Annotated in this window: 16 protein-coding genes; 3 read left to right on the top strand and 13 right to left on the bottom strand. The window is 61.8% G+C overall.

Going from position 1 to position 13,344, the window contains the following annotated elements:
• Positions 1-5: 5 nt before the first annotated feature.
• The 4 genes from NKJ90_RS04475 to NKJ90_RS04460 form a co-directional block, all read right to left on the bottom strand.
• On the bottom strand, positions 6-239 hold the full coding sequence (locus NKJ90_RS04475; RefSeq protein ID WP_023759532.1) for a BolA/IbaG family iron-sulfur metabolism protein: 234 nt from the start codon (positions 237-239) through the stop codon (positions 6-8).
• Positions 240-373: 134 nt separating this feature from the next.
• Positions 374-907: a hypothetical protein gene (locus NKJ90_RS04470; protein WP_245266619.1), complete on the bottom strand. Its 534-nt coding sequence runs from the start codon at positions 905-907 to the stop codon at positions 374-376.
• Between the two features lie 58 nt (positions 908-965).
• Entirely contained in the window at positions 966-3,197 is a 2,232-nt protein-coding gene (gene purL, locus NKJ90_RS04465; RefSeq protein ID WP_023759530.1) for a phosphoribosylformylglycinamidine synthase subunit PurL, read from the bottom strand.
• Positions 3,198-3,317: 120 nt separating this feature from the next.
• Positions 3,318-4,736: an aminotransferase-like domain-containing protein gene (locus tag NKJ90_RS04460; protein WP_023759529.1), complete on the bottom strand. Its 1,419-nt coding sequence runs from the start codon at positions 4,734-4,736 to the stop codon at positions 3,318-3,320.
• A gap of 92 nt (positions 4,737-4,828) precedes the next feature.
• Between NKJ90_RS04460 and NKJ90_RS04455 the strand changes: the two genes are divergently transcribed.
• Complete coding sequence (locus tag NKJ90_RS04455) at positions 4,829-5,080, top strand: DUF1127 domain-containing protein (RefSeq protein ID WP_023759528.1); 252 nt, start codon at positions 4,829-4,831, stop codon at positions 5,078-5,080.
• Positions 5,081-5,147: 67 nt separating this feature from the next.
• Here the strand turns inward: NKJ90_RS04455 and NKJ90_RS04450 are convergent, their stop codons facing one another.
• The 8 genes from NKJ90_RS04450 to purC form a co-directional block, all read right to left on the bottom strand.
• Positions 5,148-5,789, bottom strand: coding sequence for a Pr6Pr family membrane protein (locus tag NKJ90_RS04450; RefSeq protein WP_023759527.1), 642 nt, complete (start codon positions 5,787-5,789; stop codon positions 5,148-5,150).
• A gap of 298 nt (positions 5,790-6,087) precedes the next feature.
• A complete protein-coding gene (locus tag NKJ90_RS04445) occupies positions 6,088-7,197 on the bottom strand; it encodes an IS110 family RNA-guided transposase (protein WP_023759526.1) in 1,110 nt (369 codons plus the stop codon).
• A gap of 106 nt (positions 7,198-7,303) precedes the next feature.
• Positions 7,304-7,711: a hypothetical protein gene (locus NKJ90_RS04440; protein WP_023759525.1), complete on the bottom strand. Its 408-nt coding sequence runs from the start codon at positions 7,709-7,711 to the stop codon at positions 7,304-7,306.
• A complete protein-coding gene (locus NKJ90_RS04435) occupies positions 7,708-8,373 on the bottom strand; it encodes a glutathione S-transferase family protein (protein ID WP_023759524.1) in 666 nt (221 codons plus the stop codon). Before NKJ90_RS04435 ends, NKJ90_RS04440 begins: the two co-directional genes overlap by 4 nt.
• An 87-nt stretch (positions 8,374-8,460) precedes the next feature.
• Positions 8,461-9,129: a phosphoribosylformylglycinamidine synthase subunit PurQ gene (purQ, locus tag NKJ90_RS04430; RefSeq protein ID WP_023759523.1), complete on the bottom strand. Its 669-nt coding sequence runs from the start codon at positions 9,127-9,129 to the stop codon at positions 8,461-8,463.
• Entirely contained in the window at positions 9,126-9,380 is a 255-nt protein-coding gene (locus NKJ90_RS04425; protein WP_023759522.1) for a hypothetical protein, read from the bottom strand. The genes purQ and NKJ90_RS04425 overlap by 4 nt, the downstream gene beginning before the upstream one ends.
• An 18-nt stretch (positions 9,381-9,398) precedes the next feature.
• Positions 9,399-9,641 carry a phosphoribosylformylglycinamidine synthase subunit PurS gene (gene purS / locus NKJ90_RS04420; RefSeq protein ID WP_023759521.1) on the bottom strand — a complete coding sequence of 81 codons (243 nt, stop codon included), beginning with the start codon at positions 9,639-9,641 and terminating at the stop codon, positions 9,399-9,401.
• A 44-nt stretch (positions 9,642-9,685) separates the two neighbouring features.
• The gene (gene purC, locus NKJ90_RS04415) at positions 9,686-10,480 is read right to left on the bottom strand and encodes a phosphoribosylaminoimidazolesuccinocarboxamide synthase (RefSeq protein WP_023759520.1); all 795 of its coding nucleotides are present in this window, start codon (positions 10,478-10,480) and stop codon (positions 9,686-9,688) included.
• A 276-nt stretch (positions 10,481-10,756) separates the two neighbouring features.
• Here purC and NKJ90_RS04410 point away from each other — a divergent pair, with 276 nt between their 5' ends.
• Both NKJ90_RS04410 and NKJ90_RS04405 read left to right on the top strand, forming a co-directional pair.
• A complete protein-coding gene (locus tag NKJ90_RS04410; protein WP_023759518.1) occupies positions 10,757-11,077 on the top strand; it encodes a DUF1476 domain-containing protein in 321 nt (106 codons plus the stop codon).
• A gap of 170 nt (positions 11,078-11,247) precedes the next feature.
• Complete coding sequence (locus NKJ90_RS04405) at positions 11,248-12,021, top strand: HpcH/HpaI aldolase family protein (protein ID WP_023759517.1); 774 nt, start codon at positions 11,248-11,250, stop codon at positions 12,019-12,021.
• Between the two features lie 55 nt (positions 12,022-12,076).
• Here NKJ90_RS04405 and NKJ90_RS04400 read toward each other — a convergent pair whose 3' ends face one another.
• Positions 12,077-13,183 carry an acyltransferase family protein gene (locus tag NKJ90_RS04400; protein ID WP_502904884.1) on the bottom strand — a complete coding sequence of 369 codons (1,107 nt, stop codon included), beginning with the start codon at positions 13,181-13,183 and terminating at the stop codon, positions 12,077-12,079.
• Between the last annotated feature and the right edge of the window lie 161 nt (positions 13,184-13,344).

Genomic DNA, 13,344 nt, shown 5'->3' with positions numbered 1-13,344 from the left:
GCGTTTTAGTCGGGAACGCTGGTCTGCAGCGCCAGCGCGTGCAGCACGCCGCCCATATTGCCCTTCAGCGCGTCATAAACCATCTGGTGCTGCTGCACGCGGGTTTTTCCCCGAAAGCTCTCGGCCACCACCTCGGCCGCATAATGGTCGCCGTCACCGGCGAGATCGCGAATCGTCACCTTGGCGTCCGGAATGCCGTCCTTGATCAGTTTTTCGATGTCGCGGGCATCCATTGCCATGGCAGAATCCTGTTTCGAGCGGCCGGTAGCCGGCCATTAGATGAGAGTCGGGCGAGCCTAAAGCCTTTCCGGTCCGGATTGAAGACGTTCTGTCCCATCAAGGGCAAGACGATCCGGGAATCTCAGGGAGAGATTTAGGCTTGTGGGCTAGCTTCATCCTCGGCAACGTCCTCACGCGTCGAAAAAGCGCGGCCAAGGCTGAAAGCCAGCACATAGAGGGGAATGTTGATAATCAGGCTGATTACGGGGAGATAACTCGTCATCTGCCAGGCTGGCGAGAAGAACGGTTGACCGTAACCGTCGCAGATAAGCGACGAGCCGTACTCCCACAGCGCCCCTATGACCACGGCGCAAGCGAAAAGCTTGATGCAGGTGACGATATGCCTTGCCCGTGCCGGATCCGGCGCAAGGCGGCTCCACAACACCAGGCAGACGATCGGGATCGCGTAGATGAGGTTCTGCGCGATGAGCATCGGGATAGCGCCGTTGGCCGCGGCAAGAAACTGCGCGCGTGTTTCCAGCTGGGCGCAAACCTCGCTTGAGGTCGTCGAAAGCAGGAAGAAGAGGAACGGCCCGAGGAACCAGAAGAAGAACAGCGACGGCCAGAAAATGACTGCAAGCAGCGCCCGGGCAGCCAGATTCTGTGGTTGGCCATGACCTCTGGACAAAATCGGTTTTCCGTTTGTCCCCGAAAACCGGTGTCCACTTTTGGGGATCATGCTCTGGTCAAGTGGCCTGATCCATGAAGCGTGGGAACCAGCCCTCGTGCGCCCCGGTCAGTTCGCTGACCGGGATTGCCCGCGCCTCGCCAAGCTTCAGTGCGCTGCCGCCGGTAGAGCCGATCCACGGCGCGAAGATGCCGAGTTCGCCCTGCTGCTTGCGGATCGCGTCCCATTCATCGCCATGCGGGTCGATCGACAGCGTCAGCAGATAACGGCCCTGATCCTCACCGAACCAGACCGGGATCGGATCGGTGCCGACAAGCCCGGGAACGGTCGCGCCGATGCCGGAGGCCATCGCCATTTCGGCCAAAGCCACCGCGATACCGCCATCGGACACGTCATGGGCCGCCGTGACGATGCCGGATGCGATCAGAGCGCGCACATGGTCGCCGACGCGTTTTTCATGGTCCAGATCGACCGGTGGCGGCGGGCCATCGGTGCGGCCGTGGATGTCCCTGAAATAGACCGACTGGCCGAGATGCGTTCCCCAGGAGTCCGGCGCGCCGACCAGCAGGATCATCTGGCCTTGCGCGGCAAAGCCGGTCCGCACCATCTTCGACCAGTCGGCGATCAGACCGACGCCGCCGATCGTCGGCGTCGGCAAAATGCCCTGGCCGTTGGTTTCGTTGTAGAGCGAGACATTGCCGGAGACGATCGGGAAGCCGAGTGCGCGGCAGGCCTCGCCGATGCCTTTCACCGCGCCGACCAACTGACCCATGATCTCGGGCCGCTCCGGGTTGCCGAAATTGAGATTGTCGGTGGCAGCCAGCGGCAGGGCGCCGGTGGCGGTCAAATTGCGCCAGCATTCGGCCACCGCCTGCTTGCCGCCCTCGTAGGGGTCGGCCTCGCAATAGCGCGGCGTCACGTCGGACGAAAAAGCGAGCGCCTTGGTTGGATGGCCGTCGACGCGCACCACACCGGCATCGCCGCCGGGAAGCTGCAGCGAATTGCCCTGGATCAGTGTGTCGTATTGCTCCCAGACCCAACGGCGCGAGGAAAGATCCGGTCCGCCGAGCAGCTTCAACAGCGCATCGGCCACGTCGGCTTGCGGCACGTCATCGGCGGCCAGCGGCGCCGGCTTCTTCGGCTCGACCCACGGCCGGTCATATTCCGGTGCTTTGTCGCCGAGATCCTTGATCGGCAGGTCGGCGACCTGATCCCCTTGGTGCAGCACGCGAAAACGCAGATCGTCGGTGGTCCTGCCGACGATGGCGAAGTCGAGCCCCCATTTGTGGAAGATCGCCTCGGCTTCCTGTTCCTTTTCGGGGCGCAGCACCATCAGCATGCGCTCCTGGCTTTCCGAAAGCATCATTTCATAGGCGCTCATGCGCTCTTCACGCACCGGCACCTTGTCGAGATCGAGCTCGATGCCGAGGTCGCCCTTGGCACCCATCTCGACCGCCGAGCAGGTCAGACCGGCGGCACCCATGTCCTGGATGGCGATCACGGCGCCCGAGGCCATCAGTTCGAGGCAGGCTTCCAGCAGGCACTTTTCGGTGAAAGGATCGCCGACCTGCACGGTCGGGCGCTTCTCGTCGATCTTGTCGTCGAATTCAGCTGAAGCCATGGTGGCGCCGCCGACGCCGTCGCGGCCGGTCTTGGCGCCGAGATAGACGACAGGCAGGCCGACGCCCTTGGCTTCCGACAGGAAGATCGCGTCGGTCTTGGCAATGCCGGCCGCAAAAGCGTTGACCAGGATGTTGCCGTTGTAGCGGGCGTCGAAATTGACCTCGCCGCCGACCGTCGGCACGCCGAAGGCGTTGCCATAGCCGCCGACCCCGGAAACCACGCCCGAAACGAGATGCCTGGTCTTGGGGTGGTCAGGCGCGCCGAAGCGCAGTGCATTCATCGCAGCGATCGGCCGCGCGCCCATGGTGAAGACGTCGCGCAATATGCCGCCGACGCCGGTCGCCGCACCCTGATAGGGCTCGATGTAGGACGGGTGGTTGTGGCTCTCCATCTTGAAGACGACGCAGTCGCCGTCGCCGATGTCGACCACGCCGGCATTCTCGCCCGGGCCCTGGATGACCTGTGGGCCCGTGGTCGGCAGCGTGCGCAGCCACTTCTTCGACGATTTGTACGAACAATGCTCATTCCACATCGCCGAGAAGATGCCGAGTTCGGTGAAGCTCGGTTCGCGCCCGACAAGATCGAGAATGCGCTGATACTCGTCGGGCTTCAGCCCGTGCGCGGCGATAAGCTCAGGGGTGATCGGCACGGAATTGGAAATGGTCATGGGCAGCGATTTTTATCCGGGGCGCGTTGGGATTTTGAGTCACGTCTTATCGCAAGCTTTAAGGCCGATACACCCATGGTTCGACGAAAATGACGGAAAACCGGACAAAACCACAGGGCGTCAGGAGAAGCTGTCGTAGCCGGCACGGCCTTCATCGAGAAGTCGCCGGATCACCGCGACTCCCTCGGCAATGTCCTTGCGCTGCCGTGGCTGCGAAATGCCGAAGCGGACGCCGTGGAAAACCTGCTCGGAACGGCCGGCCTTGAACTCATCCTCGTCGTCGATCAGCACGCCATGTTCGAGGCAGGCGTTCTTGAAGGTGCCGGAAAGCCAGGGATCGGGTAGGGTCATCCAGACAAAAGGCACCCTGTCGTGTGCCTTGAACGCGAAGCCGGCCAAAGTCTCTCGCACGATCGCGATGCGGGCGTGGATTTCGCCGATGCTGTTCTTGCGTATCTCGTCCGCCTGGCCCGACAGCACCAGCCTTGTATTCACCTCGGCCAGCAGGAAAGGCATGCCGCCGGTCATCATCTTGTGGGCGACGCGGATGCGATGGCGATAGGCAGGCGGGCAGGAAAGCCAGCCGCCGCGCACACCGGCCGCGACCGACTTGGACAGGCCACCCGCCACAATGGTGCGTTCAGGGGCATATTCGGCCAGCAACGGTGTCGGATCGTCTGTCAAATTGCCGTAGAGATCGTCCTCGATGAGGATGACATTGTATTCGCGCGCGACACGCGCGATTGCCTCGCGGCGCGCCGCCGACAAGGTCGCCAGCGTGGGATTCTGCGCCGTAGGCATCAGGAAGATCATCCTGGGATGCTTTTGCGCGCAGACGCGCTCGAAATCCTGGGGGTCGATACCTTCGTCGTCCGATGCCACCAGTGCGGTGCGTCGACCGATCAGGCCGGCGCTACGGGAAATCTGCGAGTAGGTGAGGTGCTCGAAGGCGACATAGTCGCCAGGGGTGGTGAGTGCCGCGATCGCCGCCATCACCGCGGCGTGGGTGCCGAGCGTGGGGACGATGGTCTCGGCATTAGGTCTGAACGAATTGCGCGATAGCCAGCGGGCGCCGGCTTCGTACCAGCGGTCGGGGAAGTCCCTGGTATAGCTTGAAATCTCATGCGGGTGGTCCTGCGTCGTGCGCGACAGGATATCGGCGATATCAGCGCCCTGGCCGATGTCTGGCGCTGCCGTGCTGTCGAAACGCAATTTGCCGCGCGGTGCATCGATATGGCGAGTGCCTTCGCCACTGGTGACCGGCGCCGGCAGGTTCGGTTTCGCGCCGTCGGCGCGCTGACCGAGTACATAGGTTCCACGCCCGACTTCGCCGCTCACCAGCCCGCGCTCGCGCAGCAATTGATAGGCCCGGCCGACCGTGCCGACCGTGGTGCCGATGTCGTAGGCGAGGTCGCGTTGCGGCGGCAGCTTTGCTCCGGCTTCGATCACACCCCGATCGATATCCGTTTCGATTGAATCCGCCAGGCGCTGATACAGCGGGCCGGAGCCGGCAGTGAGATCTGGAAGCCAATTTGTCATGGTGACAATTTTCTATATTGCGCCGAATTGTGAGTCAATACATATCGGAATTGCCAAAAAAGGGTGCAATTTGGAATTCGGGTAGGAAGAAAATGAGCACAATCGCTACAATCCGCTCTTCGAGAACCGAACTATCAGGTCAATCGGCACGCCCATCGAGCCAAAGTGGCTTTGTCACCCGTCTGGTGCGCTTGGCCAGGTCGCTGGCGAGATGGATCGGCCATCTGCTGGAGCGTCGGCGCAGCAGGCTGGCGCTTCTGGAAATGACTGATGACCAACTCAAGGATATCGGGGTCTCGCGCTGCGATGCCCACCGCGAGGGTATCAGACCCTTCTGGGACTGAAAGCCAAGGCATTTTGCAGCCAAGCGGATTCGCTTGGCGTCGCAGAGGTGCCACAATGCATGCCGCTCTAGCGGACGCTCGATAGCCGGGTGCGCGCAACGCCATGGTCCGCAAGGACGGCAACCACGCACAGCACGAGAAAAAGTCCGGTGATGGCGGCCGCCGAGATGGCAACGCTGGCCGGGCCGTTCCTGGCGACGTCCAGGAACGGGTAGGGCACCTCGCCTGCAAACGGCGCCCGCATCAGCGCATAGATCAGATAGGCGACGGGATAGAGCACCCACCAGGAGATGTCGCTCCAGCGCGTCCGACCGTCGGCGCCCGATGTCAGCCACCACAACACGAACAGCAGCGCCGTCACATAGTGCAGAAGGACGTCGCAGAGCAGGAACAGTCCCTGCGGCTGCCAGAGCTGTGCCAGCACCGCGGCGTAGATGATGAAGACCAACGCGATCGAAACGGCAACGCCGGCCCGTATGCGCGTCCCGGCGAAGGCCGGCAGCCAGGCATAGCCGGCGGGCGACAGCAGCGACACGTACACCAGCACCGCACCGATGTTGGTCAGGATGGTGAAGAAGCTGAAAACGAAAACGATGGAGCCAAGCAGGCTGCGGCCTGCCTCCATCGACGCCGGAATGCTGATGCAGAACTGCAGGACGAGCCCGGCCAGACCGATGGCCAGCCCCGTCATCTGCAGAAAGCGGCCCATGCGCTAGCTCTCTCATGTTCCCTGTCAAGGCTGAAGGCGAGAGGGAACAACTGCTTGGCGCGAGTGTGCAAAGCAGTCGGATTGGCTGGAACTGCACAGGGTCGGGGGTGGAGCTCAGAGACGACGGTTGATCAGACATCCGCGGGTTGGATACCGCCTTCCGTGTCTTCGTCTCGGGGCTGTCCTCGGTCTAGAGGGCGGGCGTCGGGCGGATTGGCTCGGCCACATAACTAGCGACGGGAGTTCCCCACCGTGGCCCCACCCCCGGCCCTGTGCAGCGGGCTGGGTCGAGACTCGTCTATGACGGTTCGACCTCCTGCCCAATGGCCCACAGGAAGGCGGCCATCTCGCGCGCGATCGCGGCCACGACCACCGGTGGCTTCTTGCCGGCGGCGTTGAGGCGACGATAGCGAGCGCAGAGCCGGACCTGCGCCTTCCAGGCGATGTCGCGGACAGCTTTGGGTAACCCCTCGAGCCGGAGCCTCAGGGCCTCGCTGACCCTGGCGGGATAGCGGTAAGTCCAGGCCGCTTCGACCAAGGCGCGGCGGGCGCGTCGATTGCCGGCGAGTGTAAGGCTCGACCTGCGGACCGTGTCGCCGGTCGAACGCTCCCCCGGAACCAGGCCGAGGAAGGCCATCAACTGCGGCGGTGTATCGAAGCGGCGCACATCCCCGATCTCGGCCGCGAAGATTACTGCGACCAGGAACGAGGCACCGCGCATCGCCTGATAGGCCTCGACGACCCGCGCCATGGACCAGGTGGGCACGACGGCGCTCAGCTGCTCGTCCAAGCGGCGTAGCCGCTGAACCGCGTCCTCGATCGCGTCGATCTTCTCTTGGAACACGATCTGCTGCGCCGGATGCTCGAAGCTCTGGCGGGCAAGCCAGCGCCGGTGCGCCAATGTCCAATGACCGCCGCCCTCGTAGATCCGACCATGGCGCAGAAGGAAGGAGAGCAGCTGCTGGCGTTTGCGGCGCAGGTCGTCGGCTCCGGATTCCCGAGCCCGCACCAGATCGCGGACAGCCTCGTGGACGACGTCCGGTACCCACACTCCGGTCAGTTCGCCCGCCCGATGCAGCCGCGCCAGAGTGACCGCCTCCCTTCGGTTCGTCTTGATGCGCTCGCCCGACCGCTTCGGAATCAGGGCGGGCGCAACCACCATGCAGTCGTGACCAAGATCGCGGACCTGACGGCAAAGTCCGTAACCAGTCGGTCCGGCCTCGAAGCAGACGTGCAGTCGATCGTACCTTTTTCCCAGCTTCTTGATCGTCCGCTCTATCGCAGCCGGCCTATTCTCGACCTCACCGAGAAACCGGACTTCGCCCGTGCGGCCGCCCGCTGCGATCGCCACCGCATGCTTCTTCTTGGCTACATCAAACGCGACAAATGCTTCGCTATACTCTCCCATGGCTCGTCCTCCGTGCGTGAGGATCGGCTCGGCCTATCCGAGCAACCCTCGTCTCTTAATCGCACGAAAGGGCGGGCCACCGATCTCAGGCCTCGGAACATGACGTCTAGGCGGTCGCGGCGCAGGCCGGATTGCCGGCTTGCCAGCGGGCGATGTCCGATCCGATGCGGGCACCGAGCGGATCGTTCATCAGCGGCCCGAACACATCGACGCGGCTTGAATTGCCTTGCGCCTGAACGACCAGCAACGGTTTGCCGCCATAGTGTTTGGCCGGCACCAGCAGGAAACGCGGCGTGCCGCTGAACGAATTCAGTTCATTGGCCATCTGATACTGTTTGAAGGCTGGGTCCTTGCTGGCGATCCAGCATTTATGGGCCGATATCGCCACCTGTTCCATGGCCAGCAGCGCTGCACTCTTGCCCGAGGGCACAGGCGTGCTCTTCGGGGTCGATTGGCAGGATGTGAGAGCGAAAGCCGCCGCGGCAACCAGCGCGATCGCCTTGCTCCTGGTCAAGCGGCACCCATCTCAAGCTCGGACAGAAACATCTTCTGGCCGTCAGACATCTCGCCCCACACCCGCGACAATGCCGGGTGCTGCGAGGCGATCTGCTCATAGGCGTCGAATTTCGGGTAGGCGTCGAGCAGGTCGCGGCGTCCTGTCATGGCGCGGAAATTGTTGAAGATGAACCGCGTCGGCGTCAGCCAGGCATCGGCGAAACTGATATCGTCACCGAGCGCGAAGGGCCCGTGCGCCATGCGCTCCTCGATCGCTGCCAGCCCGTGGTGCAGCCGGATGAACTGGGCGTCGATCTCGGCACTGTTTCGCTTCGGCATGGAATGAAGCTCGAAAAGCTTCATCATCGGGGTCAGCACATCGAGATCGGTGATGCGGGCGAACATGCGCACCAGCGCGCGGTCCTTGGAATCGGGCGGCAGCAGTGCCGGTTCCGGAAATCGCTCTTCGAGATACTCGGCGATGACCACCGATTCGACGATCGTTTCGCCTGAGCCGGTGATCAGCACCGGAATCCGGTTCATCGGCGAGATGGCGCGAAATCCTTCCGGGATGGGAAAGCCGGGCGGTGGCGCGATGATCTTGAGCGGCACGTCCTTGATGTAGGCCAGCGCCCGCACAATCGACGAGTAGGGCGACAACGGCCGCGAATAGAGTTTCATGACCGTTTTTCTCCCCCATGAACTGGACTTGCCTCGACAAAGAGACAGGAATGTCCGGATGTTTTCAAGACGCTTGCCTCGAAGAGGTCAGGCGGCGATGCCAAGCGCACTTTCGAACAGTCCCCGGCCGTCGGTACCGCCATGGGCTGCTTCGATCAGGTTTTCCGGGTGCGGCATCAGGCCGAGCACATTGCCGCGGTCGTTGATGATGCCGGCAATGTCGTTGATCGAGCCGTTGGGATTGGTGCCGTCCGCATAGCGGAACACCACCTGGCCTTCGCCTTCGAGACGGGCGAGTGTGTCGGCGTCGGCGAAATAATTGCCGTCATGATGCGCAACCGGCGTGCGGATGATCTGGCCTGGCTGGTAGCGGCGGGTGAACATCGTGTTGGCGTTGGTGATCTCAAGCTTCACTTGCCGGCAGACGAATTTCAGCGATGTGTTGCGCATCAAGGCGCCCGGCAGCAGGCCGGCCTCGACCAGGATCTGGAAACCGTTGCAAACGCCGATGACTGTCACGCCCGCGGCTGCCTTTTCGGCCACCGCCCGCATGACCGGCATGCGCGCGGCAATCGCGCCGCAGCGCAGATAATCGCCAAAGGAAAAACCGCCGGGAATGGCGATCAGGTCGACATCGGGGATTTCGGTGTCGGTCTGCCAGACAGTGATCGGCGGCTTTCCCGAAATCTTGGTCAGCGCCGCGATCATGTCACGGTCGCGGTTGAGGCCAGGCAGAAGGACGACAGCTGATTTCATTTCGGTTCGAAAGGCCTTTGGTTTTCGGCGAGTTCGCGTAAGTCGAGGCGTCGCTCTATGCGTTCGAGGCGCTCGTCCTGACGGGCGAGAATGCCATAAATGTTATGGATATCGCTTTGCGTCGCCACCATGTGACCCCGCATCACATTCAATTCCCGCTTCGTCTCGGAACCATCCTGACGAAGTTCACCAATTTCATGATGCACGCGCTTAAGAAGCTCGTACATCGGCTCATTCGTGACTTCCGGCATAGTGCCTCCGGCGCAACCTCAGGTAATCGCCACACTATAATTCTCAATCACCGTATTCGCCAGCAGCTTGTCGCACATCGCCTTGAGGTCCGCCTCGGCTTTGGCCTTGTCGCTTTCCGCCAGCTCGACGTCGAACACCTTGCCCTGCCGCACCGCGCCGACGCCGCCAAAACCCAGGCCCGACAGGGCGTGTTCGATCGCCTTGCCTTGCGGGTCAAGCACGCCGTTCTTGAGTGTGACGGTAATGCGGGCCTTGATCACGCTGGACATGCTCCTGTTCTGACTATCGGGTTGCAAGCCGCTATTCAGTGCGGCTTGCCTTTGAGGCCGTCGGTCGAGGCGACAAGCACCGGGCCGGTGGGGCGCGGCGGCTCGTTCTCGTTCATGATGCCGAGGCGGCGGGCAACTTCCTGGTAGGCTTCGACGAGGCCGCCCATGTCGCGGCGGAAGCGGTCCTTGTCGAGCTTGTCATGCGTCGCTACGTCCCACAGGCGGCAGGAATCCGGCGAAATCTCATCGGCGACGACGATGCGCATCATGTCGCCCTCGAACAGGCGGCCGCATTCGATCTTGAAATCGACGAGCTGGATGCCGACGCCCATGAACAGGCCGGAGAGGAAGTCGTTGACGCGGATGGCCAGCGCCATGACGTCGTCGATCTCCTGCGGGCTCGCCCAGCCGAACGCGGTAATGTGCTCTTCCGACACCATCGGATCGTCGAGCGCGTCGGCCTTGTAATAGAATTCGATGATCGAGCGCGGCAGAACGGTGCCTTCATCGATACCGAGGCGCTTGGACAGCGAACCGGCGGCGACGTTGCGCACGACCACCTCGAGCGGAATGATCTCGACTTCCTTGATCAACTGCTCGCGCATGTTGAGCCGGCGGATGAAATGGGTCGGGATGCCCATGCGGTTGAGGTGATTGAAGATGTGCTCCGAAATACGGTTGTTGAGCACGCCCTTGCCGTCGACGACTTCATGTTTCTTCTTGTTGAACGCGGTGGCGTCGTCCTTGAAGAACTGGATGAGCGTACCCGGCTCGGGTCCCTCATAGAGGATCTTGGCCTTGCCTTCATAAATGCGGCGGCGATTTTTCATCTGATTTTTTCTCTGGGGTTCCGGACAGGCGGTATCAGACCATTTCCTGTCCGTCTGCCTGAAATAGTGCGGCTTACGGTAGGGTTCAATGCCGGGTCTATCCCAATCACATCGTTTGCTCAATCGGCAAATCCTTCCAATCAACCGCTTTCGGGATCGAAATGCCGCAGCGCAGCATGCGACGAAGCGTATTGACCGGCCCGCGACCTTTTGGTTTGTGCTTTGGCAACACACATATCCACCGCCAACGAATCGAATTTGACCCGGAGGGACGCCATGAGCAGCATGAAAGACCGCGAAGAGGGCTTCGAGCGCAAATTTGCTTTCGACGAGGAGCTTCGGTTCAAGGCCTCGGCGCGCCGCAACAAGGCGCTCGGCCTGTGGGCCGCCGAAAAGCTTGGAAAGTCCGGCACCGACGCCGACGCTTATGCCAGGGAAGTGGTTGTTTCCGACATCGAGGAAGCCGGCGATCACGACGTGTTCCGCAAGATCCGAAAGGATTTCGATGCCGCCGGCGTAGATCAGTCGGACCATCAGATCCGCCGCACCATGGACGAGTTGATGGCGCAGGCGATCGAAGAGATCAAGAACACCTGATCCGGCCGAAGCAGGTTCCGCAAAAGTGGCCAACGGCTTTGCGACAGAAAACCTGCGACAGACCAAAGAATGACTGGACCAATCGACCGCCCGGCCTATCCGGGCGGTTTTTCTTTGCCTTTGCCGCGGTTTCCGGCTGAAACTGCTGTCGTTAACAAGGAAGCGATTAGATGTCCCTGAAGTCCCGTCTTGCAGCCGATGAAACGCTGTTCACCGCATGGTCCGGCGTGCCGGATGCCCTGACCGTCGAAATCGTCGCCAAGCAGGGCTTTGATGCCGTCACGCTCGACATGCAGCATGGCGGCCATCACGAGGATAGCGTGCTGCGTGGGCTGGTGCCGGTGCTCGCTGCCGGAAAGCCGGCGCTGGTGCGCATTCCGGTCGGACGTTTCGACATGGCGAGCCGTGCGCTCGATTTTGGCGCCGAGGCGGTCATTGCGCCGATGGTGAATTCGGTGGCTGACGCCAAACTGTTCGCCGCCGCCATGAAATACCCGCCGGTCGGCGAGCGTTCCTGGGGCCCGACCTACGCCTTTCCACGCCACGGCAAGGGCGACCAGGCCGAATGGCTGCGCGACACCAACCAGCGCGTGCTGGCCTTCGCCATGGTCGAAACGCGCGCCGCCCTCGATGCGCTCGATGGCATTCTCGACACGCCTGGCATCGACGGCATCTTCCTCGGCCCATCGGATTTCTCGATCGCCTGGAGCAATGGCGCCACGGTCGATTCCACACTGGAAAGCATGATGGAGACAGTGGCGTCGGTCGCCGAGCGCACGCGCAAGGCCGGCAAATATGCGGCGATCTATGTTGTCGACCCGACAATTGCCGGTCGTGTCGTATCGATGGGCTACCGGCTGCTGGCCATGGGATCCGAACACGCGCTGATCGGACTCGGTGCAAAAGCCCTGATCAACAGCGTCAGGGATTCGATCGGGTCCTGAACCCGAACGGACCAATTGTCGCTACAAGCCCAATTGTCGCTGCAGCATCGTGTCGTCAGGCCCGCGCTGCCGCGGTCATCGCCGCGGCCGGTGTGCTGCGTCTGAATTTGTTGAACAGGACGCCGAGTGCACGGACCCACCAATTGTTGAAGGCCATCAGCGGCAATGCCGCGAGGATCGAACCCAGTATGGCGGCGGCGGCGCCGAGCGCGGCGGAGCCGCTGGCCAGCAGGACCCATGACCCGAGCGAGCAGATGACGGGTACATGCACGAGATAGAGTGGGAAGGACAGATCGCCCAGGAAACGTGCCGCCTTGCTCGAAGACCATGACGGCGGCTCATCCGTACTCAGCACGGCATAGACCAACATGATGCTGGCCGGAATGGCCACGCAGGATTGCCGCAGGCCTACATCATCGGACACCATAGCCTCAAGCAGTGCAAAGGGCCGATATAGGCCTACCGCATCCCCCGCATAACCCAGCAGCGCCAGGGAAATCATCGCCATGGCGCCTCTCACCCAGGGATTCGGACGAAATCCCATGGCGAGAAGCGGATAGAGCAGGAGGCTGGCCGGAAAGGCACAAAAGAAGTAGCTGACTTGTACCGTCAGGAATGCGCCTGTCGCTATGCAAAACCAGGATACCAGCGTCCCGCGGCCATGGAAGAAAAAGACGATCGGGGCGAGTGCGAAAGTCAGCATGCTGCCCCAGAACTCGACCGTCATGGTCCACAGGCTGCTGTCATAATATTTGTCGCCGTAAATGAACGTCCGCCAGGCCCCTTGCAGGAACGCATCGGAGAAACTCGCTGTCTCCCGCGACAGCACCTTTGGAGCATTGCCGAATCTGCCGAGCCACTCAGATTGGGTGACCGCCGCCGCATCCTCGAAGAAATACAGGTCGAGCTTGAAGAGGACACAGGACAAGAGAACCACGACAAGCACGGGTCCAGCCAGACGAGGCAAACGCTTTATGGCACCCAGCCACAGGTCTTGCGCCTCGCGGGTCTGAAAATAACGCTTCACAAGCACATAGGAAGAGAGCACGAAAAACAAGTAGACGGCGGAGCCGCCATTGAAGGCGATGAAAGCCGGACTTGTCTTGAGCGATTGCGCCGCCTTGTCTCCCTCTCCTATCGCCAACGGCGCAAAAGCACGCAAACAGTGCCCATTCAGAACAATGAGTGCCGCGACACCTCTCAACAATTCGAGTGAAGCATCTTTGCGCAAGTAGGGCCGTTTTTCTTGGAAAATTGCCCGTTTAGCGCACGAGAATAATCTTCCAGGTGAACAGAGCGTGCCGTCACCGAAGATCTTACCCC

Origin of the sequence: Mesorhizobium sp. M0051 (genome assembly GCF_040323235.1) — a bacterium.
Lineage (GTDB): Bacteria > Pseudomonadota > Alphaproteobacteria > Rhizobiales > Rhizobiaceae > Mesorhizobium.
This window is presented reverse-complemented; position numbering and strand designations above follow the sequence as displayed.

Excerpts from the sequence above, each read along its gene's own strand:
- NKJ90_RS04475 (WP_023759532.1), bottom strand. The coding sequence starts at position 239 with ATGGCAATGGATGCCCGCGACATCGAAAAACTGATCAAGGACGGCATT.
- purL (WP_023759530.1), bottom strand. The coding sequence starts at position 3,197 with ATGACCATTTCCAATTCCGTGCCGATCACCCCTGAGCTTATCGCCGCG.
- NKJ90_RS04460 (WP_023759529.1), bottom strand. The coding sequence starts at position 4,736 with ATGACAAATTGGCTTCCAGATCTCACTGCCGGCTCCGGCCCGCTGTAT.
- NKJ90_RS04455 (WP_023759528.1), top strand. The coding sequence starts at position 4,829 with ATGAGCACAATCGCTACAATCCGCTCTTCGAGAACCGAACTATCAGGT.
- NKJ90_RS04450 (WP_023759527.1), bottom strand. The coding sequence starts at position 5,789 with ATGGGCCGCTTTCTGCAGATGACGGGGCTGGCCATCGGTCTGGCCGGG.
- NKJ90_RS04445 (WP_023759526.1), bottom strand. The coding sequence starts at position 7,197 with ATGGGAGAGTATAGCGAAGCATTTGTCGCGTTTGATGTAGCCAAGAAG.
- NKJ90_RS04435 (WP_023759524.1), bottom strand. The coding sequence starts at position 8,373 with ATGAAACTCTATTCGCGGCCGTTGTCGCCCTACTCGTCGATTGTGCGG.
- purQ (WP_023759523.1), bottom strand. The coding sequence starts at position 9,129 with ATGAAATCAGCTGTCGTCCTTCTGCCTGGCCTCAACCGCGACCGTGAC.
- NKJ90_RS04425 (WP_023759522.1), bottom strand. The coding sequence starts at position 9,380 with ATGCCGGAAGTCACGAATGAGCCGATGTACGAGCTTCTTAAGCGCGTG.
- purC (WP_023759520.1), bottom strand. The coding sequence starts at position 10,480 with ATGAAAAATCGCCGCCGCATTTATGAAGGCAAGGCCAAGATCCTCTAT.
- NKJ90_RS04410 (WP_023759518.1), top strand. The coding sequence starts at position 10,757 with ATGAGCAGCATGAAAGACCGCGAAGAGGGCTTCGAGCGCAAATTTGCT.
- NKJ90_RS04405 (WP_023759517.1), top strand. The coding sequence starts at position 11,248 with ATGTCCCTGAAGTCCCGTCTTGCAGCCGATGAAACGCTGTTCACCGCA.